The organism is Streptomyces sp. TLI_105 (assembly GCF_900105415.1).
Taxonomy (GTDB): Bacteria; Actinomycetota; Actinomycetes; order Streptomycetales; family Streptomycetaceae; genus Streptomyces.
This window is the reverse complement of record NZ_FNSM01000001.1, coordinates 8,542,581-8,562,722: the sequence shown is the minus strand read 5'-3', so window position 1 is coordinate 8,562,722 and position 20,142 is coordinate 8,542,581. Positions and strand designations below refer to the sequence as shown.

At 68.2% G+C, this 20,142-nt stretch carries 18 protein-coding genes and 4 pseudogenes; 9 read left to right on the top strand and 13 right to left on the bottom strand.

The window, feature by feature from the left end:
- Nucleotides 1–71: 71 nt before the first annotated feature.
- Nucleotides 72–743 (bottom strand): hypothetical protein, encoded by a 672-nt coding sequence (locus BLW86_RS39205; protein WP_093878396.1) that lies wholly within the window; start codon nt 741–743, stop codon nt 72–74.
- A 684-nt stretch (nt 744–1,427) separates the two neighbouring features.
- Between BLW86_RS39205 and BLW86_RS39200 the strand changes: the two genes are divergently transcribed.
- Together BLW86_RS39200 and BLW86_RS39195 are read left to right on the top strand one after the other, a co-directional pair.
- The gene (locus BLW86_RS39200) at nt 1,428–3,386 is read left to right on the top strand and encodes an APC family permease (protein ID WP_371129689.1); all 1,959 of its coding nucleotides are present in this window, start codon (nt 1,428–1,430) and stop codon (nt 3,384–3,386) included.
- 953 nt (nt 3,387–4,339) lie between these two features.
- Nucleotides 4,340–4,861, top strand: coding sequence for a hypothetical protein (locus BLW86_RS39195; RefSeq protein ID WP_371129660.1), 522 nt, complete (start codon nt 4,340–4,342; stop codon nt 4,859–4,861).
- Between the two features lie 250 nt (nt 4,862–5,111).
- Here the strand turns inward: BLW86_RS39195 and BLW86_RS42440 are convergent, their stop codons facing one another.
- From BLW86_RS42440 to mscL, 3 genes are all read right to left on the bottom strand, one after another.
- The gene (locus tag BLW86_RS42440; protein WP_177181906.1) at nt 5,112–5,396 is read right to left on the bottom strand and encodes an STAS domain-containing protein; all 285 of its coding nucleotides are present in this window, start codon (nt 5,394–5,396) and stop codon (nt 5,112–5,114) included.
- Between the two features lie 209 nt (nt 5,397–5,605).
- Nucleotides 5,606–5,875 carry an ATP-binding protein gene (locus tag BLW86_RS39185; protein WP_256341616.1) on the bottom strand — a complete coding sequence of 90 codons (270 nt, stop codon included), beginning with the start codon at nt 5,873–5,875 and terminating at the stop codon, nt 5,606–5,608.
- Nucleotides 5,876–6,299: 424 nt separating this feature from the next.
- Nucleotides 6,300–6,743: a large conductance mechanosensitive channel protein MscL gene (gene mscL, locus BLW86_RS39180; protein WP_093878394.1), complete on the bottom strand. Its 444-nt coding sequence runs from the start codon at nt 6,741–6,743 to the stop codon at nt 6,300–6,302.
- Nucleotides 6,744–7,101: 358 nt separating this feature from the next.
- Here mscL and BLW86_RS39175 point away from each other — a divergent pair, with 358 nt between their 5' ends.
- The gene (locus BLW86_RS39175; RefSeq protein ID WP_371129659.1) at nt 7,102–7,806 is read left to right on the top strand and encodes a ZIP family metal transporter; all 705 of its coding nucleotides are present in this window, start codon (nt 7,102–7,104) and stop codon (nt 7,804–7,806) included.
- 480 nt (nt 7,807–8,286) lie between these two features.
- Here the strand turns inward: BLW86_RS39175 and BLW86_RS42435 are convergent, their stop codons facing one another.
- Nucleotides 8,287–8,799 (bottom strand): hypothetical protein, encoded by a 513-nt coding sequence (locus tag BLW86_RS42435; RefSeq protein WP_177181905.1) that lies wholly within the window; start codon nt 8,797–8,799, stop codon nt 8,287–8,289.
- A 470-nt stretch (nt 8,800–9,269) separates the two neighbouring features.
- On the opposite strand from BLW86_RS42435, the gene BLW86_RS39165 reads away from it, so the two are divergent.
- The 4 genes and pseudogenes from BLW86_RS39165 to BLW86_RS39150 all read left to right on the top strand — a co-directional run bounded on the left by BLW86_RS39165 (nt 9,270) and on the right by BLW86_RS39150 (nt 11,465).
- Nucleotides 9,270–9,473 (top strand): hypothetical protein, encoded by a 204-nt coding sequence (locus tag BLW86_RS39165; protein ID WP_143060341.1) that lies wholly within the window; start codon nt 9,270–9,272, stop codon nt 9,471–9,473.
- A gap of 32 nt (nt 9,474–9,505) precedes the next feature.
- Nucleotides 9,506–10,318 carry a hypothetical protein gene (locus BLW86_RS39160; RefSeq protein ID WP_093878391.1) on the top strand — a complete coding sequence of 271 codons (813 nt, stop codon included), beginning with the start codon at nt 9,506–9,508 and terminating at the stop codon, nt 10,316–10,318.
- A gap of 83 nt (nt 10,319–10,401) precedes the next feature.
- Nucleotides 10,402–10,938 (top strand): winged helix-turn-helix domain-containing protein, encoded by a 537-nt coding sequence (locus BLW86_RS39155; RefSeq protein WP_093878390.1) that lies wholly within the window; start codon nt 10,402–10,404, stop codon nt 10,936–10,938.
- Nucleotides 10,935–11,465 (top strand): annotated as a pseudogene (locus tag BLW86_RS39150) (transposase). Before BLW86_RS39155 ends, BLW86_RS39150 begins: the two are co-directional and overlap by 4 nt.
- A gap of 84 nt (nt 11,466–11,549) precedes the next feature.
- On the opposite strand, the gene BLW86_RS39145 reads toward BLW86_RS39150, so the two are convergent.
- Nucleotides 11,550–12,866 carry an outer membrane protein assembly factor BamB family protein gene (locus tag BLW86_RS39145; RefSeq protein WP_256341615.1) on the bottom strand — a complete coding sequence of 439 codons (1,317 nt, stop codon included), beginning with the start codon at nt 12,864–12,866 and terminating at the stop codon, nt 11,550–11,552.
- A 745-nt stretch (nt 12,867–13,611) separates the two neighbouring features.
- Complete coding sequence (locus BLW86_RS39130; protein WP_177181904.1) at nt 13,612–14,358, bottom strand: hypothetical protein; 747 nt, start codon at nt 14,356–14,358, stop codon at nt 13,612–13,614.
- A gap of 125 nt (nt 14,359–14,483) precedes the next feature.
- Here BLW86_RS39130 and BLW86_RS39125 point away from each other — a divergent pair.
- Nucleotides 14,484–15,048 (top strand): annotated as a pseudogene (locus BLW86_RS39125) (IS5 family transposase); the annotation flags it as partial.
- 68 nt (nt 15,049–15,116) lie between these two features.
- Here BLW86_RS39125 and BLW86_RS44205 read toward each other — a convergent pair.
- The 3 genes and pseudogenes from BLW86_RS44205 to BLW86_RS39115 form a co-directional block, all read right to left on the bottom strand.
- A pseudogene (locus BLW86_RS44205) lies at nt 15,117–15,206 on the bottom strand (IS630 family transposase); the annotation flags it as partial.
- A 418-nt stretch (nt 15,207–15,624) separates the two neighbouring features.
- Entirely contained in the window at nt 15,625–15,888 is a 264-nt protein-coding gene (locus tag BLW86_RS42685) for a helix-turn-helix domain-containing protein (RefSeq protein WP_218138039.1), read from the bottom strand.
- A 36-nt stretch (nt 15,889–15,924) separates the two neighbouring features.
- Nucleotides 15,925–16,374, bottom strand: coding sequence for a nuclear transport factor 2 family protein (locus BLW86_RS39115; protein ID WP_093878388.1), 450 nt, complete (start codon nt 16,372–16,374; stop codon nt 15,925–15,927).
- Nucleotides 16,375–16,428: 54 nt separating this feature from the next.
- Between BLW86_RS39115 and BLW86_RS39110 the strand changes: the two genes are divergently transcribed.
- Nucleotides 16,429–16,614: a hypothetical protein gene (locus BLW86_RS39110; protein WP_093878387.1), complete on the top strand. Its 186-nt coding sequence runs from the start codon at nt 16,429–16,431 to the stop codon at nt 16,612–16,614.
- A gap of 353 nt (nt 16,615–16,967) precedes the next feature.
- On the opposite strand, the gene BLW86_RS39100 is transcribed toward BLW86_RS39110, so the two are convergent.
- From BLW86_RS39100 to BLW86_RS39090, 3 genes and pseudogenes are all read right to left on the bottom strand, one after another.
- Nucleotides 16,968–17,171 carry a cold-shock protein gene (locus BLW86_RS39100; RefSeq protein ID WP_093878385.1) on the bottom strand — a complete coding sequence of 68 codons (204 nt, stop codon included), beginning with the start codon at nt 17,169–17,171 and terminating at the stop codon, nt 16,968–16,970.
- A 715-nt stretch (nt 17,172–17,886) separates the two neighbouring features.
- A pseudogene (locus tag BLW86_RS39095) lies at nt 17,887–18,141 on the bottom strand (transposase family protein); the annotation flags it as partial.
- 47 nt (nt 18,142–18,188) lie between these two features.
- The gene (locus tag BLW86_RS39090; RefSeq protein WP_093878384.1) at nt 18,189–20,039 is read right to left on the bottom strand and encodes a DUF6528 family protein; all 1,851 of its coding nucleotides are present in this window, start codon (nt 20,037–20,039) and stop codon (nt 18,189–18,191) included.
- Nucleotides 20,040–20,142 lie beyond the last annotated feature (103 nt).

Sequence of the window (20,142 nt, the reverse complement as noted above, 5' to 3'; positions counted from 1 at the left end):
ACGCCAGGAGCTCGATTCCGGTGGCGTCGAGCATTGCTCGAAACAGGCGGCCCGCGAACGCTTGGTGACCCTCAGCTGTCGCTGTCCGTGACGCCTCCTCGCAGGCCCCACTCATCCAAGCCGGAATAGATCAACGCAGTGCGGCCCCGCGGAAAGGAGAGGGCCTCGGCCTCACCTGTATAGACCGCCACCAGTGAGTCGGCTCCTCGCCACCAGGCGTCGGCCAGGCCCATCACTTCGCGCACCGGCTCGAACCCGTCCAGCACGATGCCATTGACGTCGTCGCCGGTGACCTTGGTGATCCGCTTCGCACACATGGACGCGTGGTGGGTCAGCGCGAGCGACTCCACCCAGCCCTCGACGGTGGCATGAAGAGGCACCCACTGACCTGCGTGAATGCCGAACTCGCCAGACGGCCCGATCATGAACCCGTATGGGACCGCGGTCCGCTGCATCCCGGCCTCGAACCACCAACCTTCAGATTCAGAGCCTTCTGGGGAGTCCGCTTCGAGATACCTCGGGCCGCCGTCGTACTGAGACGCGGGTGGTAGGACCAAACCGCCCCAGCGCTCCTCATAAGTCACCATCCGGTCGATGACCGCCGCTGGGGTGTCTCGCTCAAGCCACCACTGTCTGTGCTCCTCGACGCGCCTGATATCGACTCTGACACCGTGCGCTTGGATGAACGATCGAGCTCGTCGCGTCAGGCCGTCAGGCACATCGTTGAAGAGGTTGAGATTCACCAGAAGGACGCTACCGAGTAGCCCAGGGACAGCAGGCTCCGGCCCCCTGGGCCTCCTGCGGCACGTGTCCCTGTCGAGCTGGAGGCATGGGCCTCATTGCTCTATTCCGCACGCTCGAATATCGGAACCTACCGACACTCGCCGACATCTTCGGCAAGCACGGCTACATCGACCACTGCACCGCAGCCCGCGGGCGAGGTCACCACCGAGCTCTCCGGACCCGGGTCGGCCCTGATGGAACTGGACCTTCTCTGCACCTTCTTCGGTCGTGGACGGGGGACATGGCCTGTTACGAGGGTGGCTGGCTCTGTCCGTCTTCGATGAGGACGGCGCCCGGTGTTGAGGATGCGTAAGGATCGCTGAGGGGCGGGGGCTTGTCGAGAAGTACTGTGGTGTCCTCCGAGCACGGAGTTCTTGAACGGATGGCACGGCTCACTGCGCGGGCACTCTGCCTTGAAACGCGGGCATGTTGAGATCGGGGACCCTGTCCGGGATGTGGGCTGGTGTGCCGGGCACAAGGGCAGCACGGGCAAGGTGGCCCGTCTGTTCGGTGCGGGTCCGCGCCGGCGGCTGACTCATACCCGATGATCGTCGTACGGCCCGGAACTGGTGGCCGTTGCACGGGTGCGTTGCACAGACCGGAAAGGGTTGATGGGGAACATGAGAGACGGGGACCAGGCGGGTATGCCGGAGGTGGTGGACAGTCCCGCTCTGCGGACTCAGCCATCCGGCAGGCTGTCGCAGTGGATGCTCCGACACAAGGTGCAGCCGGTGGGACCCGCCTCGGGTGAGGGCCATACCGAACAACACCCGTGGTGGAAAGTGATGTGCCTGACCGGCGTCGACTACTTCTCCAGCCTCGCCTACGTGCCCGCGATCGCCGCTCTCGCCGCAGGGGCGGTCTCGCCGCTGGCGACGCTGCTGATCGTGGCGCTGACCCTGCTTGGGATGCTCCCGATGTACCGGCGGGTGGCGAAGGAAAGCCCACACGGTGCCGGGTCGGTGGCGATGCTGGAGGATCTGCTGCCGTTTTGGTGGGGCAAGCTGTTCGTGCTGGTCCTCCTTGGCTTCGTGGCCACCTCTTGGATCATCACGATCACCCTCTCCACAGCGGATGCCTCCGTGCACGTGGTGGAGAACCCGTTCTTCCCATCGGCGCTGCACGGGCACGAGGTCGCCCTCACCGTGGCACTGCTGCTGGTGCTGGGAGGCGTCTTCCTGCTCGGGTTCAGCGAAGCGGTCAGCGTGGCCATCCCCCTGGTCGCCGTCTTCCTCGCCTTGAACGCGGTCGTCATCGGCGTCGGCCTGGTCCATGTGTTCACCACCCCCGGGGCTTGGTCAGGATGGACCGACGCCCTCGCCGCGGACGGGGGCGGCTTCGGCGACCTGATGGGCCCGGCGCTCCTGGCTTTCCCCCTGCTGGTCCTGGGTCTGTCGGGCTTCGAGACCGGGGTGAGCATGATGCCGCTGATCGCGGCCGAGGGGGCGGATGAGGAGCAGCGGCTGCGCTCACGGATCCGCAACACCCGTCGCCTGCTGACCACCGCCGCGCTCATCATGAGCGTCTACCTGCTGTCCGCGAGCTTCGTCACCACCCTCCTCATCCCGCACGACCTGTTCGAGCCGGGCGGAGCCGCCAACGGCCGCGCCCTGGCGTGGCTGGCCCACGAGCACGTCGGGGAGGCGTTCGGCACCATCTACGACATCAGCACCATCCTGATCCTGTGGTTCGCCGGAGCCTCCGCCATGGCAGGACTGGTCAACATCGTCCCCCGCTACCTGCCCGACTACGGCATGGCCCCCGAATGGGGACGCGCTGTACGCCCCGTCGTAATCGTCTACACCGTGCTGTGCATCGCGATCACGATCGCCTTCAACGCCGACGTCGACGAACAGGCCGGCGCCTACGCCACCGGCATCCTCGCCATGATGGTCTCCGGCGCCTTCGCCGTCACCGTCTCCGTCGCACGCCACCGTCGGCGCGCCACCACCATCGGCTTCGGCCTGCTCACCGCGGTCCTGCTCTATGCCCTGGTCGCCAACATCGTCGACAAGCCCGACGGAATCGTCATCTCCGCCTTCTTCATCGCCGGGATCATCATCGTGTCGCTGATCTCGCGTGTCTCGCGCACCACCGAGCTGCGAGCCGACCGCATCGTCTTCGACGACGACGCCCGCCGGTTCATCGACGACACCCTCGCCCATGACGGTGCCATCAACATCATCGCCAACCGCCGGCAGGCCGGTGACGTCGCCGAGTACAGCGACAAGGAACGCGAACAGCGCGGGATCAACCCGGTACCCGGCCGCGCGGACGTCATCTTCCTGGAGATCGACGTGGTCGACCCCTCCGACTTCAGCGACACTCTCACCGTCCACGGCGTCGACGTCGACGGCTACCGGATCCTGCGCGCGGCCGCGCCGGCCGCGCCGAACGCCATCGCCGCCATCCTGCTGGCACTGCGGAATGCCACCGGGGTGCAGCCGCACTGCTACTTCGCCTGGGCCGAGGGCAGCCCGCTGGTGCACATGGTCCGCTACTTCCTCCTGGGACGCGGAGACACCGCTCCGGTCACCCGCGAGATCATCCGCAGCCACGAACCCGACCCCGCACGCCGCCCCGGTATCCACGTCGGGGGCTGACGACCTCCGCCGCACGCCGCCACGTGCGAGAGTGCCGAGGCGGGAGACCGAAAGCCGTGCCAGACCATGGCCCCCACGCCGGACCGCCGTATGCGGATCAGGATCATCATCCTCACACTGGGTGTGATCGCCATGCTCGTGGCAGGCTGCGTCTCCCGAACGGACGGACCCGGTCGCAGAGGACGCAGGTGATCACCCGGTCGGCCTCGTAACGTGTGCAGGGACGAACACAGCGGAGTTCCGTCGGGACGACGGGACGCGACGGCTCTGTCATGTCCGCAGTGTCCGCAGGCCGTCGAGTGGGCCTTGCGATAACACAGCACGCAGCACCGCAGACCGTCGAACACGTGCTCAAGCGGTCGGACCTCCTCCGCACCCGCATCCTGCTGAGAAACTGATCGGGTGCGCTCCGCTTCAGCCATCAACGCCTCAAGAGACCGCCTCGGCGTGTCGGCCACGTCAGGGCGAGCACGAGAGGGTTCGTGACCACCCAATACGCCGGGTGCACCCAGCCTCTTTCCTTGGCGAGAAGACCCGGTCCGTCCTCACGATTCAGATGGCGCATGAGCCCGTCGTATGCCGGGCCGCCGACCAGGAGTAGCGGAGCGACGAGCACCGCACCGCTCCAGACAGCGCACCGGAGCACGACTTGAGGGAATCCACCTGTACGCACTGGATGAGTATCGCTCAGCAACCGAGAAGCCGGCAGGCAGGATCACGATCGACAGAACGGTCCTGAACGTCACAAGATCAGCGACAGAGCCGCCGAACGTACACAGCGAAGTGCTTGCCGAGCCGACGGCGGGAGTCCTCATTGATGCGCTTGTGGCCGACGGGGGGACAGCCCTCCCCCGCGCGGGGGAGACGGAGGTACGGGGCTCATCCCGAGGCTGGCTTTGAGGTGGCCCTCAGGGGCGATGCCGGGGAGACGGCACACCGAGACGATGGTGCACATGACGACTACGCAACTCGACACGAGGCTTCCGCCCCCGCCCCGTTGGGCTGTCCGTGCCGCCCACGCCGCCGCGCTGGTCACCCTGCCGTCCGGGGGCTGGCGCCTGCTTCTGGCGGCCGGTTTCACCGCCGGGTACACCGAGGCCGGGTACGAGGCGATGGGTTTCACCGACTGGGGTGCGGTGTACGTGGTCGGGCTGACCGTGGGCGGAGAGCTGCTCGCGCTGCTCACGCTCGGGCTGGTGCGGCCGTGGGGTGAGGTGCTGCCGCGGTGGGTCCCCCTCCTCGGCGGGCGCCGGCCGAACCCGCGGGCGGTGACCGTGACGGCGAGCCTAGGCGCCGGGGCGCTGACGCTGATCCTCACCCAGTTTGCCTTCTGGTGGGCCTTCCCCCATCCGGACATGACTCCCCTTGGCAGCACGATCGCCGGAATCCTCTACCTGCCGCTGGTCTCCTGGGGGCCCCTCCTTGCCGCCGTCACCATCACCCACCACCGTCGGCGTCGCGCTGCAGGACTCTGACCGGTCCAGCATCCCCCGTTCCGGCTTCGACCCAGGCCGCGCGGCGCGCTGTGCACGTTCGCGTGTACGCGGCTGTGCAGATCGACCTGTACTCCGACACGATGGGCAGACGGACGAGTGCACCGACGCGCAGGAATCCGCGAACCCGCGCGCCTTCTGTTGCATGGGACGAAAAGTCCCGCGCGCCTATGTGACCTTTTTCGGTCCTTCGGCAGCATGTAAGCGCAGCCGCCAGCAGGGCCAGCCGGCGTCAGCTGAAGGGGATCTCGCGTGCAGCGGCGAGACTGTTGGTGACGGTCAGGATGGTTTGTGCGCCGGTCATCTCAAAGAGCCGGTCGAGCTGATCTGGCAGCGGGCCGGCCAGGACGAGGCGGCCGCTGCAGCGGATGCTCAGCAGGACGTTGAGCAGTGAGGAGTCGGCGAAGGTCACGCTCGACATGTCGAGGATGATGCGTCGGACGGCCGGATCGGCCATGGCCGCCTCGCCGGCGGCGATGAGGGGGCGCGGGTGTCCAGGTCGAACTCGCCCCGGCACACAATGACCCGCAGGCCGTCCTCGTCGGGCAGCACCACCACACGATGCCCGTCCATGCCCATCTCCTCCAGCGTCCGGCCAGCCCGCCCTTCGGGTCGGGGAAGCCGTCACATGCTGCCCACGAGCAGAGCATTGGACACGAACTCTGGCTGCTGCGTGGTCATCAGCAGCCGCCGTCGGTGGGCTACGGCCTGGGTGACGGTATGTGTCTACCAGGGGATGCGGGCGCAGGTTGTCTTGCCGCCGGCGGGTGTCGGTTCGATGTGCAGGTCGGTTGTGAGGTGACTGACCAGCAGGTAGCCCCAGCCACCGGTTCCGTCCGTGTGGGGTGGGCGGGGCTGCGGCGCGTAGGGGCTTGTGTCGGTGACAAGTATGTCGATCGCGTCGTCGCGCAGCGCCAGGTGAAGGCTCCAGGGGGCGCTGGTATGGCGGATGGCGTTGCCGACCAGCTCGCTCACGACCAGCAGCACCAGGTCCACAGCGCCAGGCTCCGCGGGCGGCCGGACCCGGGTGGCCCGGTCGAGGAAGGTGCGGGTTGCGTCCCGGGCAGACGCTGCGGCTTCGGTGACGGGGGCAGGTCTTGTTCCAGTACAGGTGAGGCCATGGTTCCTCCTCTGCAGAGGCGTTCTCCCTGTGAGAAGCGCCTGCCCCCTCCGGACATGCGGAAGCCCCGACCGCGGGAGGAACGGAAACCTGACCGAAAGTTATCGCTTCCGTAATCGGGAACGGACAGAGTTCGCGGCTCGCCGCCTACAGGGGTTGGACGAGGGAATACGTCGCCGGTCTGATGTGACGATCGCGGTGGCTCCGAACGGGCTGCAACAGCAGGCGGTTGAGCGCGCTCGTCGCGATGACGGTGCCATGAGGCTGTCCGGTGGTCACGGATCGGTCTGTTGAGGCCGGTCACCCGGCGCGCTGAGTGGTCTCCCCGGCTTGGGCGGGCATCGCAGGCAGGGGGACGGTGCAGGAGGCGCAACGTCGGGCCTGGGCGGGGACGGGGCTGAGGCACTCGGGGCAGTCTCGTTTGGGGGCTTGGACATCGTGGTGGGGAGCGAGGCGCTCGTGCAGCTTGTTGATCGGGAGTACGACGAGGAAGTACAGGGCGCTGGCGAGGAGGAGGAAGCTGATCGCCGCGTTGATGAAGGCCCCGTAGGGGAATTCGGTGGCGCCCACGGTGAAGGTCTTGCGGCTCATATTGCCGGTGGCGCCGGTCGCCAGCCCCACGAGCGGGGTCAGGAAGGCACCGACGAAGCCGTTGACGACGGCGGTGAACGCCGCTCCGATGACGATGCCGACGGCCAGGTCGACGACGTTGCCGCGCAGGATGAAGCTGCGGAAGCCCTTCACCTTCTCACCCCTTACAGGCTCTTGACGTCGCAGGACGGCATCAAGGGACACAGTCGACCCGGCCCCTTCGCCCCCCGGCTGCCCTGCCACGCCTCACCTATGCCTGCTGGACGCGCACTGCCTGCTCCAGGGCGCGGGTATGAGCAAGGCGCCGCACGTCGCCGGCTCCCCGCGGATATCCGCCACAGGCTGAGCGGAGGCCCCCACTACGGGTGATAGCCCGCGAGGAGGCCGCAGGGCGGCGGTCATCCGTTGTTCTCTGACTTGGCGGGTAGGAGGGGCCGCATCTGTTCGGAGAAGGGAAGGGGCGGTTGTGAATGGAGCGCTGGTTGCGGGCGGGTGGGGTTTGTTCGCGGGTGTGGCGCTGCTGGTGGGGGCGGCGCTCGGCTCGCTGGTGCGGGTCCCGCCCCGGCTGATCGCGCTGGTCATGGCCTTCGGCAGCGGTGTGCTGATGGCCGCGGTGTCGTTCGAACTGATCGCTGAGGCGTACGAACGCTCCGGCATGGCGCCCGTGGTGGCCGGGGCGGTCGGCGGTGCGGCCGTGTACTCCGGGGCCAACACCCTGCTGGCGCGGCGTGGTGCCCAGCACCGTAAGCGCTCCGGCGAACAGCAGCCGTCAGAGGCCGAGGCTCCAGGGTCGGGCAACGCCATTGCGTTGGGGGCACTGCTGGACGGGATCCCGGAGTCCGTCGTCATCGGCACCAGTCTGCTGGGAGGGGGGCATCCGGGGGTGGCGACGGTGGGGGCGGTATTCATCAGCAACCTGCCCGAGGGCCTGGCAAGTGCCGCTGGCATGCGCAGCGCCGGGCGCAGCCTCAGGTACGTGTCCACGCTGTGGGGAAGCATCGCCGTCATCAGCGGCGTGGCCGCGCTGGCCGGGTACGCGCTGCTGGGCGGGACGTCCGAGACGGTCATGGCGACGATCACCGCGGTGGCGGGCGGGGCGATCCTGGCGATGATCGCCGACACGATGATCCCCGAGGCGTACAGCAGGGTGCACCTTTTGACGGGACTGGTCACCGTGGTCGGGTTCTTGTCGGCGTTCGCTCTGGCTCAGCTGTGAGAAGGGGGGCGTGGCAGGCTGGGTGCCGCTCCGGCCTTGGGCTCCCCAGCACTCCGGCCAGGCTGGGACACCAGCAGCCGGCCGGGTTCGACGACTCTGGTGTGGAAGCCGGCCGCTTCCAGGATTGCGGCCAGTGCGCTGTCTGGTGGCTGGTGCAGTCCGGGCAGTGCCGTGCGCCGTTCCAGATCGTCCTCGTGTCCGAGGCGTGAGAAGGCGCGCACAATGCCCTGCGGCCGTCACTTCAGCAGCACCCTCTCGCCTCCGCGCGGGTGCAGGCTCAAGCCCCCTGCGGCGGCTCCTGGTTCGTCGACCCCGCCTGGGCCGGCACACGGCGGAGCTCCTCGAGGAGCTGTTGGCTGTCGCGCACGCCAGTCGCTGGAGGAGATCCGCCGTTCGTGTGCCGAAGGTCGCTTCTGAGCAGCGCCGGTGCAACGGGGGTGCTTTCCACCGGATGCTGTAGCCGCTGAACGGGTCGTGGGCTCAGCCGTTGGCGAGTATCGAGCCCGAGTACGACGGTGTCTGGTGGGCGTGGGCACATGGCGCGGCAGAGGTGGTCGTGGGAATGCGCATCCGGAGCAGGAGATCTCGGGTGGTGCGCTTGCGCAGGGTGCTGCGCCAAGCGAGTCCCGGGTGACGGGAGCGCAGGTGCGAGAGCGCGCGGGTGCCCAGGCCGGTGCTGTGGAAGCGCTCGTCGATGTCGACGGCGGTGATGACGCCCTGGGCGCAGTGGGTGCAAATCCGGTACTGGACCCGGCCGACGACCTGGCGGATGTGGACGAGGAGCAGGCATTCCTCGCCGGGCCCAGACGTGTCCGGGATGTGCGTGGACAGGAAGTCGATTGCCCGGTAGGCGAGGATCCGGCGGCGCAGGCGGCCGGTGGGCCGGCTGCAGCGTGAGTGCTTGGCGCCGGTAGGGCCGGGTGGTGATGTCCGGGCTGCGGGGGCCGGACCGAACAGACTGCTGCTGGGGGGACGCGCATGTTGTCCGTGCATGACCTCTCGTGTGCCCAGACAGACCAGGGGTACCCGCCCTGGTGCGCCGGCCACCACGCCCCGGAGCGCACGTGTGCGGTGAGGGAGGCGGCGGTCACGTCCACGCGGCGATGACGGGCGAGATGTCCTATGGCGCGCTGTCGCGGTGCGGGGAGAGAGACTTGAGCCTGTTCCAGTACCTGCGACGCTCGATACTCGAGAAATCCGCCCATATATGCACCCATGCCGGACATTCCGCCGATCCCGTCGCCTAGTTTCACTTGCCACGGATCGATGACCTGCGCATACTTGCGCCGCCTGGTCGGGAGAACTTGTGCGGAGGATCGGCGTCCCGCATCCAGACGGGCCTTCCCGCCTGTGCATGAACCGCAGCTCCGACCTTAGTTCGGTGCGCACGGTCGCGACCGGAGTCGACGGCGTGTGATCCGAAGGAAACGGCCTACTGAGATTGAACTCGTGGTGTCGTGCGGTTGCTCGCCGATGTCGACGAGAGTGGGGCGCTCGCCTTCGCGGAGGTCGTCACCTCCACCCCTCTCGACCCCCCGGCGCCCGACGGCGCCGCACTCGTCACGACCAGCGCGCCCCGCACCCCGGAGCCGCCGGCCGGGGATCGCGGCGCCCTCGCCGCCCTCCTCCCGAGCAAGGGCCGGGGGAACGGGGATCCGAGGGGCTGACCTGGGCGAAAACCCGCTCTACGATCATGCCCATGTCGACATTCATCTCCTCCCTCCCGGTGCTCCGAGGCCGGGGCGGGGCCGTCCTGTCCGCTAAGGACATCGGACTGGTCCTCGACCTCCCGCGCGAGCAGATCACCTTCACCCCCGACGGGCTGGGCCGGATACGCGCCGAGGGGCGCTCGGTCCTGATCGAGCTGCGGGCGAAGGCCGGGACGACACCGCGCGTCCACCGCCTCGACGACGTGGACGAGGTGGCGGCGACCGCCTTCGCCGACGGGATCAACGCGATCCTGGCGAACCGGACGGACAGCGACGACGTCGACGGGGCCCCGTTCGCCGTGGCCCGCTCGCTCGCCCCCACCTGGCGGACGAGGTTCCACCGCCGGATCCTGCGGGGCGCGCTGTGGCACCTGCTGGCGCTCGTCGTCCTCTGCGTAGTGGCCGGCGCGCTGGACAAGTGGGACGTGGTCATCCTCACGATCCCGGTCGGCGGCCTGGCCTGGCTGGGCCTGTGGATCGGCCTGTACGGGGTGATCCGCGCACGGCGGGAACGGTGGCTGTACCGACACGGCGTCCTGGTGACCGCCACCCGGGCCACCATGACCCGCGGCGGATACGTCTACCCGGACGCGACCGGCACGTACCGCGGCTTCCTGCACGGCGAGGCCGGTCCCGCGATCACCGTGGCCCACCCGCCGGAGGACCCGGCGGACGTGCTGGTGCCGGTGGCCCCCTTCACGCACCTGGTGGACACCTACGCCGGCGCCTTCCTGGTCGTCTGCGGCGGCCTCCTGGCCCTCCTCCACGTCGTGATGGCGGTGGTCTTCCTCCTCGACGGCTAACGAGCTCGTGCATGGCTATTGAGGCTCGGCTCGTGGTGTCGTAGGGGCTGACGGTTGTTCGTCCTCTGCGATACCACCGGGGCATGCGATATCCACAAGGAGGCGGTCTGACCGCCGAACGACAGCAGTACCGCGAGGGGTTACGGCTGCGGGCTGCGGAGCGATTTGCCCTGGGCGAAGCCAGCGCGGCGATCGCCAAGGACCTGCGGGTCAGTGTCCGGTCGGTGCAGCGGGGGCGGCGGACGTGGAGCGACGGTGGTCCGAGAGCTCTGCGGTCGCAGGGGCCTGCGGCGCTACCACGACTGAGTCACAGGCAGTTCGCACAGCTGGAGGCGGAGCTGACCAAGGGGCCGGCCGCGCACGGCTGGGAGGACCAGCGGTGGACCCTGAGTCGTGTGAAGACGATGATCGGCCGGCGCTTCCATCTGACCTACACGGTCCAGGGCGTGCGCAAGCTCCTGGTCCGCAACGGCTGGTCCTGCCAGGTGCCAGTCCGACGCGCCATGGAGCGGGACGACGCGGTGGCTGGGTGGGTGAAGGAGGTGTGGCCCTGCGCGGAAGGCTCGCGGCGGCCCGTGGAGCCTGGCTGGTCTTTGAAGACGAGGCCGGATTCTCCATGACGCCGCCGCAGGCGAAGACCTGGTCGCAGCGCGGCAGGACCCTGGTGGTGAGGGTCCGTGGCCGATCCCGCAGACGGATATCCATCGCCGCGCTGACCTGCTACAAACCCGGCCACCGCTTCAGGCTGATCCACCAGTCACGCCGGGACGACGGCCGGCGCGATGGGCGCAAGAGCTTCTCCGGGCGCGACTACCGAGACCTGCTGATCGCCGCATATCAGCAGCTCGACGGCCCGATCGTGCTCGTCTGGGACAACCTCAACGTCCACAAAGCCGCTGACCTGCGAGAATGGGCGGAAGCCCGGGACTGGCTGACCATCTACCACCTGCCGCCCTACGCACCCGATCTCAACCCCGTCTAGGGAATCTGGTCCCTCCTGCGACGCGGCTGGCTCTCCAACGTCGCCTTCAGCACCCCCGAACACCTCGTCCAGCGCATCCGACGCGGCCTACGGCACATCCAGTACCGCAGCGACTTGATAGACGGCTGCCTTGCCGAGACCGGCCTGGCCATCAGACCCGCCTGAGCAACCGCACGACACCACGAGTTCAATCTCAGTAATCCCCCGCAGCACGTCGTTCCCGCCGCGTAAAAGGCTTCGCTCTTGGGGTCAGGGCCGCGATGGACACTCCAGGATCCGGCCGTCGACGGTCCCGATGAGCAAGTGCCCTTGAGGTGCCACAGCGAGGGACAGCGCTGTGGTGGGCACTCCTTCGACCTCGAGCTCGGTGTTCCATCGCACCGAGCCGTCCTCGGCGTCCAGTGCCGTCAGGGCGCCGGAGTTGTCAGCCACGTAGACGGTGTCCCCGTCTGTGTCGAGGGCGGTGGCGGGATGATCGGCGCGGTGCTGCCACCGCACTGAGCCGTTCAGGGATCGCCGCACTGTGTAGGCCCCACCAGGTTGAAGCCCTTGGCCGTGGTGGACAGCGCCGGCATAGACCAGGGACTGCCCGATTTCGACTGCGGGACCTCCGAAATGGTGCTCTGCCGGTACCCAGGAGTGCGGGAAGAGCGGCCGCAATGTCCCATCGGTGCCCAGGGCAGTGATCCATTTTTCCCTATGCGGCTTGTCCGGGTCAGTGCCGACCAGGACGTACGGGCGGCTCGCGCGACGGACGGCGAACGAGTGATTGAAGAGGTCGAAGTGGCCGACCTCAGGACCGTTCACCGGACCGTCCAGGTCGAACATCATCAGCCGTTCGGGATGCTTGCGGCGGCCGTCCAACGGCCTCAGGATCACCCTCTGACCGCCTGCGACAAGAACCGTGAACACGCCCGGGCTCAGGGTCTCCAGCACCTGCCCTGTGTCGACGGCGATCCGGGCGACTCGGGGCGCGGACCTCTCCCAGCGCCTTCCCTTGCGGCGACTGTGGCGTTCGGCGTTGGTCCAGACCGATGTGCCGTCGGAGGCCAGAACCAGCTGTCGACCGCCTTCCTCATCCTCGACCACCCATTGCAGGTCTCCTGACGGCAGCCACGACTCCGCCAGGATTCCGTCCAGAGCGGCCAGCACGCGGCCGTCCTCCGTACCTTCGACAGCCCACACACGCCGGCGCACGGACCACTGCCGGCCGGCCGAGGCCGCGAGGTCCGCGAGGATTCGGCGGGCCTCCGCGCTGTGATCCGGCTGGACGACCGATTCCGCGGGGGCAGCCAGCTCCTCGGCACCGATCGTCCCCTGTCCGACGGCGCCCCAGTCCGAGCGAGCCACAACGACGGCATGCCCCTGCTTATGTGCCTGCGGATTCTCCCAGTCATCACACGGCGCCAAGACCAGATGAAGTGCCGTCTCGCTGCGCCATTCCACGCTGATCACCTGCCGCGGGTACTGCAGGACGGACACCACGTCGCCGGAGTCCAGGTGGATCAGCAGCAGCTCGCCTTCAAACGAGTAGCCGCCGTCGTAGCGCCCCGTACCAACGGCCAACAGGGGAAGAACGGGGTGGAAGGCGAGAGACCGAACGGGGTACCAAGATCGCACCAGGTGCCGACACCGCAGCCCGTCCTGCTGATAGACACCGATCCGATGCCCCGTCCATGGGGAGTCCGCGGTCCCACTGCCACTCCACTGGACATGTCCGAGGTCCCCGCCCACAGCGACCGTCCGCGAGCGTTCGTCAGCGACGGCCAGAACGGGTTCTCCGATCTCGGCGAATGGGCCGTCGCCGAACACGCGTCGGACTATCGGTGCGAGGGTCATACAGGTTTCCTCCCAGGGCGGCACATGAACGACCGCCGTCCCGGGCGCGGCACGGCGGCAGCTCATGATCCCGTCGGGCGGCGGGGTACACCATGGGATTTCATCCGGGCAAAGTGCTGACCGTACACCCCGTGTCCATCTGGGTGAGCGTGACGAGCTGACGGCGTCGGAATCCTCTGTCTCGCGGGACACCCCGATCGCAAAGAACATGGATACGTCCAGGTCAAGCGGCTAGGGCCGCTCGTCAATGACCCGCTGGACCTGCCTTCCGACATGCCCGCGAATAGCATGAGCTCGACCGCGTGGAACGCATCGTCACCGCCCACGACCACACCGGAGAACCCCACGATGGCCCCTGGCCGCGACGCCGAACGCGACGCCATCACCACAGCGATCCAGCAGCTGCTTGACAGCCGTCCAACCCGGTCCACTGGGACTCTCACCACGCTGCAACTCACCGCCCAGGCAGGCGTCAAGCACTGGGCCTCGCGCACAAGCACATTGGTCTGAAAGAAGAATTCACCTGCCGAAAAGCGCTCTCGCGGGGGTCGGTGGCTGTGATCTGCTCGACGAAGCGCCGTACCTGTTCCTCGACGGACTCCTGCGCAGAAACGGACATAACGCGACAGTGGAACGTACCGCTTCCCTCGAACTGGCCGGCGACGAAGGGCATAACTACTGCAGCAGACTCTCCCCGCTCTTGAACACGGATGCCGTGCAAGGACGGCTGACAGTCCCACCGCTTGTACCAGCCGGTGGCGACGATCCGGTGGGCCAGTAGACGGGCCGCCGTATCCACGGGCGCCTCCCAGCTGTGGTCAGCTACGACCCGAGCCAGTTCGGCGTCGTACTGCGCGGCGTCGAAGCGGACCTCAGGAGGGATGGGGACACGGATGTCGTTGGTGTTCTCCCAGCTCATCCACTCGACGTGACCGCCACGACGCTGGATGGTGACGAACACTCCCCCACAGCAACCGGTGTCGCAGTCATTGTTCGACAGTTCGACACGGCGAGGTTCGCGAGAGGCCCACAGCGGCCACGTCTCCGGTGAACCGAGCCACTTCTGCTGGTAGCAGCTTGAATCGCCGTCCGGATGCATTTCCTCCAGCACGTCCCGGCCGTCGATCAAAGGACGTATGGCCGCCCCCTTCATGATCGCCTGCGGATGCGGAAGGGCAGGACGGAGAGCAAGGACGCTCACCGGCGCAAAATGTTCCATGCCGCCCATAATCCCCGTTCGGAAGCGCAAGAGGAGATTCCCGCCAGTGGGCCTTACTGATCGTTTCAGAATGAGTTCGGCGTGAGGGCTTGGCGATCGGGTCTGGTGACGACAGAGTGGTGCGGGTGTCGGATGATCTTGTACCTGATGACCTGTGGGAACGCATCGCTCCGCTGCTGCCGCCCCGGGCTCCGCGGCGTCATCGGTATCCCGGGCGTCTGTCGGCGGACGATCGTGCGGCCCTGCGGGGCATCGTTTACGTGCTGCGCAAGAACGTGAGCTGGAGAGACGTGCCCGCCGAGCAGACCGGGTGCAGTGGGGTGACGGCCTGGCGTCGGCTGCGGGACTGGACCGAAGCCGGCGTCTGGCCCCGCCTGCACGAGGCCCTCCCGGCCGAGCTGCGCAAGGCAGGTCTGCTGGACATGGAGGACGCCGCCATCGACGGCTCGCACGTCCGGGCCCTGAAGGGGGGCTCACACCGGACCTTCGCCGGTCGACCGTGCCCGGCCGGGCAGCGAGCACCACCTGATCGTCGACCGCCATGGCACACCCCTCGCCGTCTCACTGACCGGTGGAAACAGGCATGACGTCACCCAGCTGACGCCCCTGCTGGATGCGATCCCTCGCATCCGAGGACTTCGTGGGCGACCGCGGCACCGGCCGGGCCGGCTGTTCGCCGACCGCGGCTGGTCAGTGCCGTTGAGCGCGCAGTAGCGCAGGGCCGCGAACTCGGCCTCGATCAAGTTCAGCCAGGAGCCGTAGGTCGGCAGGAAGATCAGCTCAACGTCGTTGTCGTCCGCCCAGGTGCGGACCTTGGCGTGCTTGTGCGGGGAGAACTTGTCCAGCACCACATACAGCTTTTCCCCCGGGCCAGCGTGCCCGCAGGGCCTTGAGGAGGCCGAGGAACTCGCGCCACCGCTTGCGCGGGCGGATGCGGTAGTACGGCTTGCCGGTAGCCAGATCTAGGGCGGCGAGCATCTGCCGCACCCCGCCGTAGCGGTTGTAAGTTGCCCGCAGCCTGCGCGGACGCCTCACCGGCCCCCGCCCCTTGCCCTCGCGGGGCATCAAGTTCAGCGGCCCGAACTCATCGACGCATACCACCCGCCCGTCGACGGGCGGGGTGCCGTACAGCGCCAGGACGCGGTGCATCTTGACGATGAACTCCGGGTCGGTGGACGCCTTCCACGTGGTGGTGGTCTTCCAGGAGACCTTGCCGACGCGCAAGATCCGGCGCAGGGTCTCCCGGCTGATGGCCGCGGTCACCTTCTACTTGACGAGGCGGCCGGCGAGCTTGCTCGGGTTCCAGGTGGAGAACGCGGTGATCCTCCAGTCGGCGGGGGACGTCCGGGCGATCAGGCAGATGTGCTCGCGCACCCGGTCACTGATCGTCTTGGGGCATCCCCCGCTCCATTTTGGGTCCAGCGCGTCGAACCCCCGCTCGTGGAAGGCGTGGATGACATCGCGGACGTAGTCCTCACCAACCTGCATCAGCACGGTAATGCCCCCGACCGTCTGGCCCTGGGCAGACATCTGGCGTTCGGCATGCGGGGCGTCCAGGCGGCCTGGTTACGGGATCACCGGCGGGTTTCCCTGCTTCCAGACGATGCGCAGATCGGCCCGGGAAAGCCGCCACCCCTCGGGGGTGCGGACGAGTTCGTTCTCCGTCTGTCCGCCGGAGACGAACAGGGTGCCGTCGCCCGCGAGGACATGCGTGGAGAGCTGGTTCCCGAACAGGGTGGCGCGGTCGCCGTCCACGTCGATGAGGTAGTTAGAACCGAAGTGGACGCTCCGGTCGAAGAGCCCCATCGCCATGCGGACGTTCGCGGCGATGGCGTCCCGCCCGTGCACGTCCCCGGCGGGGGTGGAAGTGGACGCGTCCTCGGTGAAGAAGGCGGCTGCCCAGGTCCCGTCGAAAGCGCCGCGCTCGTCGAGGGAACGGAGGTAGCCGTCGAAGAGGCGCGTGATGGCGGCGACGTCGGCAGCGGTGGCGGTGGTGTCCGCAGTGATCGTGGTCATGAGAGGAGTCTCATACCTCAACCAAACTTCCGGTCAAGAGGAGGTGAGCAGGCCGTGTCGTCGCATTTTCAGGTCGGGCGACAGCTTCACCTCTGGGACCCCGGAAGGCCGGACGGAGCGGCGCCCGGGTGGCAGGCCGGAGTCGAGTGGACGCTGCTGTGGATCGAGAACACCGCCGCCCAACTGACCGAGGGCGGGCCGAGCGGCGCCAGCGGGCGTCAGGGCGTGTCGCCGAAGTAGTAGAAGCGGCAGCTGATGCCGGGGCCGGCGACGCGGGGCTCACCGGGATGAGGAATGGAACGCCGTCGGCCGCCAGTCCCCCTGGCCCGGATGAGCAACACAGCGTGGCAGGGGGCCGAGAGGGCGGGACCGTACGACTCCGCCCGTGCCGCGGCAATCCGGCTGATCCGATCGATATGAAGAACTGCTCCGACTCCCCCGCCGGCCCGGCCCGCTTCGTGGCACACGGCGTCGGAACACGCAGCGAGCACGGGAAGCCGCCGCCGCGCTGCATGCCATCCTGGAGAGAGGCTGCGGCACTGCGTCAGGCGGCATCGAGTCGGCGAATCTTCGCCGACTCGTGGCACAAAGGCTCAGGCCGGGGTGACGTTCTCGGCCTGCGGGCCCTTCGGTCCCTGGGTGATGTCGAACTGCACCTTCTGGCCCTCGTTCAGCTCCCGGTAGCCAGTGCTGGCGATGGCCGAGTAGTGGACGAAGACGTCGGGGCCGCCGCCCTCCTGCTCGATGAACCCGAATCCCTTCTCCGCGTTGAACCACTTCACCGTGCCGGTCGCCATGTCGGCCTCCCTCATCCATGATCAGGCCGCGCGGCACCGCGCCACACAGCCGTAGGCCCGATCATCGCCTCCCGGCCGGGCACACGGAAGGAGAAACGCCCACGCCCGGCGTGTTGCCCCCCGCCCGCCGTACAGCAGGCGGCCGTCGGCGCCGGCCTGCCCACCGCGATAGTCCGGGGCACCACCCAAGGCGCTGCTGAGGGCACGGCGCGGACGTTCACGTCCCGTCTGACGGAGAAGCTCCTGGCCGACCCGCCCGACCGGGGCGCACCCCTGTGGGACATCTTCAAGGCGCTGTGGGAGTAGGCGCCGAGGCCGGGCAGGGCTATCCTGCCCGGCCTCATTGTCGTTGGCCGGCCGGAGCCGAACGTCTCTCAACAGCCAGTCAAGCGATGCGGGGGATCAGGACGGTGGTGTTGTCGCATGCGGGTCGCGCACCGCGCGGGCGCGGCGGACGGCGTCGTCAGCCAGGCGCTCGGCGGCGTCGCGCGGACGCCGTTCAGGTAACCGGCCAGATCGTGGCCGGCGTCCATCAGCCTGACTCCCGACAGCCAAACTGCCCGCTGAGAACAACGTGGGTGCCCGCATGCTGCCGAACGGACGAGAACCGTTCAGTGCCTGTGCCAGTGACCCCCACACCCATGAACGGCAGCCCCCCAGCGCCAGCACACAGACCGGCCCCATCTCTCCCACCAGTGAGCCTTTTCCAACCTCGGTCTGAGCAGTCCAGGTGGAGGGTGAGGACGGCCTGGACGATGGCGGTGATGCGGTTGGTGCCGCAGCGCGGCTTGCGCAGGAGCCGCCAGGTCTTCAAGGTGGCCATGGCCTGCTCGCCGAGTGCGCGGATGCGGGCGTGGGAGACGTTGGCTGCCCGTTGTCCGGCGGAGAGGGAGCCCCAGCATCCGCGGTAGGGGACCCAAGCGGTGCTGCCGGCGCCCTGGTAGCCCTTGTCCGCCCAGCTACAACTGACGCCGGGCCGCCGCCCGTCCTCCGCGGAGGACGGGCGGCGGCCCGGCGTCAGTTGTAGCTGGGCACCATCCAGCGCGCCCGGTAGTACTGAGCATAGGTTTCACGCCAGAACTCCTCATGGCGACCGGAGGAGTCCACGAAGGTGATCGCCGGCGTCGTCCAGCTGTCGGCACCCGCGACGGGCGCGTGGCAGGCGGTGGGATCTCCCGCGCAAGTCGTGATCACGGTGCCGGAGACTGGGTCGTTGCCGACGCTCTTGGCCATGCCGCCCTTGTTGACTAGCGGTTCACGGGTGTAGTCCGTGCACCAGCGGTTGGCCTTCCCGTCGGCCGCAGTCGCGGAGGTCGGCCACCGGGACGAGGCGTAGCAGGGCGTGGCCCCGGACTTGGAGAACTGGACGACCCCCGCGTTGGACGACACCCACATCCGGTCGGGGTTGCCGTAGACGGGCTCGAGGTCGTGGCCGTAGGCCAGGGACGACCCGTTGGGGTTCAGCGGCAGGGTGAAGGTCTTAGGTTCGCCGAGCTTCCCGGTGCCGCTCGTGTAGGGGTACTGGACGAGTTGGCTCGCCCCGATGGCCCACAGCGAATTGGTGTCCGGGTCGTACAGCACGCTGTGGGCATCGTCCAGCGTCTTGGTGTCCGCGGCGGTGGCATAAGCACTGGGCGCGTTGCCGATCGCACCCTGGGCCTTGGTGTAGACCTTCACCTGGCCGGTTTTGGACAGAGCCACGGCCACGTTGCCGTCCGGCAGGAGTTCCACGCCGTGCAGGTTGGTGATGGAGCTGACGCCGACGTTGATGGCGAAGCGCGCCCCCGACAGAGCCGGGTACGGGACGACGGCGACGAGGCCGCTCTGACCGTCCCCGACGACCAGGACCTGCTGGCCGCTGCGGCCGGGCGCAGCGTACGCGCCCGCCGGGCGCAGCCGGTGCTCCGTCCCGCCCGCGAACGGCGCCCGGAGCAGGTCGCCGTAGGGGTCCTGGAAGGAGTGGTACGCATCGGGGACCCATCGCTGGTAAGGGCCCGTCGCAGGCCACAGGGAGGGGGCATAGGAGTCGTAGAACTCCAGCGCCGAGCTCGTGGCGGGGTAGCCGCCGTAGTTCACGGCGTACTCGTCGGCCGCGCCGATGACCGACGCGCCGGGGTTGAACTCCACTTCCAGTGTCGGCGTGTAGTACGCCAGATGGCAGGCGAAGTCGGTGGCGTTGGGGTTCATGGAGCAGAAGTCCTTGTACGCCACACTGCCGGACTCGCCGGCCGAAAGGCGCAGGCCGTGGTTGGCCAGTGCACCGGACGCCCATGCCTTGACCACGGCGGTCACGTCGAGCCGCTTGATCCCGTTCGAGGTGTCCGGGTCGGAGTCCACCGGCTGGTCCGGGCAGGTCGGGTGTCCTATGCCGAAGTTCGCGGAGCTCTGGTAGCCGGCGCTGAGGGCCGGCTGGTTGGCCCAGGTGATCGTGGACTGGCTCCAGGCGGCGGCGACCGGATCGGCGTACATCCACCAGCCGTCGCAGGAGCCGGTGAAGGAGTTGTACAGCCGCAGGCTCGCGCTCTTGATGTTCGCGCCGCGCAGCTTGGAGACGTCGAACTGCAGGAAACTGCGGTACTTAGTCGTGCCGTTGTCCGGCGTGCCGACGTGCAGGAGCTGCCCCCCGGAGTGGTCCGCGTCGTCCACGTTGGTGATGTAGGTGTCCTGCACCCGTGTGACGATGTTGCGCGGGCCACTCTGGACGAACGGGGAGACAGCGGGGGTGACGGCGTAGGCGGCGGGCGCGGGGGCCGTGGGGGCATGCGCGGCGGTCTCGTCGCCGACGGGAGCGGTGACCAGCGAGGCGGCCAGTCCGAGACCGATCAGGAGCGAGGCCAGGCGAGGAAGCCTACCTTTGTGGCGAATCATGCAGGAATCTTTCCGGTGGCAAGGGAAGCATGAAAGGAAATGAACGGATGATGCTCGTGTCGCGAACGGGATCCTAACCTCGATCTCGTGACGGTGCGTCGGT